The 1578-nt window shown below is 63.4% G+C and carries 1 protein-coding gene; it reads right to left on the bottom strand.

What is annotated here, in order from left to right:
* The coding region (locus A3730_RS22330) for a biotin/lipoyl-containing protein (protein WP_304439522.1) at positions 1-1561 on the bottom strand (1561 nt) is incomplete at its 3' end.
* Positions 1562-1578: the final 17 nt, after the last annotated feature.

The raw sequence follows: 1578 nt of genomic DNA, 5'->3' as shown, positions 1-1578 counted from the left end.
TCTTCTTGTGATTCATCACCCCTTGGGTACCGGCGAACACGGTGTAGTCGTAACTCATGGCCATGACCCGACCCGCCTGCTCACCCACCTGATCCGCGTTGACCGTACCGGTACCACCGATCAGCCCATCCGCCGGACTCATGGCCTGCAGCTCTTCCGCACTGCGACGGCGACGCTGGGCCGCCAGCGCCATGGCGCCGTATTCCTGAAAGCTGCCAGTATCCAGCAGATCATCCAGGTTTTCCCGGGCGGTTCGCTTGCCCTTGCGGTGACGTTTTTCCACCGCCTTCGGGCGGCCTTCGTCGCTGATGGCGTGATGACGATCCAGCACCTCGGCCAGGTCCTTGCGGATATGGTCCAGATCCACGCTTTCTTCCGTGGCGATGGCGGGCCCATCCACCTCGCCGGGCTCCACAAACAACAACGGCGCGGCTTCATTCAGCGCATCGCCCTCCTCGGCCGCCAGGCTGTGAACCCGACCCGCCATGGTGGCGCGAATTTCAAACTCCATCTTCATGGCTTCCAGCACCGCTACCACCTGACCTGCCTGCACGGTCGCGCCCTCATTGACCAGCACGGACACCAGTACGCCAGTGGTGGGGCTGAGCAAGGCATCGCAGCCAGTAGGAATCGCCACGGTTTCCATGGTTTGAGCCGATCCAGCGGCGGGCAATTCCGCAGACACCTCAGGCAGGGCCGCCAACAACTCGGCAAGATGACTTTCCACATAGCGTGTGGTGACCGCATTGGCCTGCACCGCGTCACTGGTCAGCAACGCCTGCAAAAGTGGGAGGTTGCTTTGTACGCCGGCGATACGGGTCTGTTTCAGTGCTCGGCGGGCGCGTTGCAATACCGCCCCGTAATCCGCGCCTGTCACAATCAGCTTGGCCAGCAGGGAATCGTAGGCCGGGCTCACCGCGTAACCCGCATAGCCGTAGCCATCCACCCGGATCCCTGGCCCGCTGGCAGGCTCATAGGCCGTCAGGGTACCGGCGGACGGCGCGGTGCTGCCATCGGCCTTGAGGGTTTCCATATTCAGGCGCAGCTGTACCGCCATGCCGTCACAAACCGGCGGCGTATCCAGCTGCAGGTCCGCCAGGCTGGCCCCCGCCGCCAGACAAATCTGGCTCTGCACCAGATCTACCCCGGTTACCTGTTCCGTGACGGTGTGCTCCACCTGCACTCGCGGGTTGGCTTCCATAAAGTAGAAACGACCCTGTTCCGGCTCCACCAGAAACTCGAAGGTGCCGATCCCCAGATAGTGCACCTCGGCGGCCAAAGTCAGGGCACTGTGGATGATGCGATCGCGCAGGGCAGGATCGAGACCTGGCGCCGGGGCAAATTCCACCAGCTTCTGGTGGCGACGCTGCAGGGTACAGTCGCGCTCCCACAGATGACTCACCGCCCCACTGCCATCGCCCAGCACCTGCACTTCCACATGCCGTGCGGCGGTGATGAGCTGCTCCACATAGACCGCCGCATTGCCGAAGGCCGCTTTCGCTTCCGACTGGCAACGCTGATACGCCGCTTCCAGATCATTGGGGTCAGTGACCGCTCGCATACCGCGCCCGCCACCGC

Source organism: Alcanivorax sp. HI0044 (genome assembly GCF_001634945.1).
Note: the sequence above shows the minus strand (reverse complement) of the source record. Positions and strands in the feature narration are given on the sequence as shown.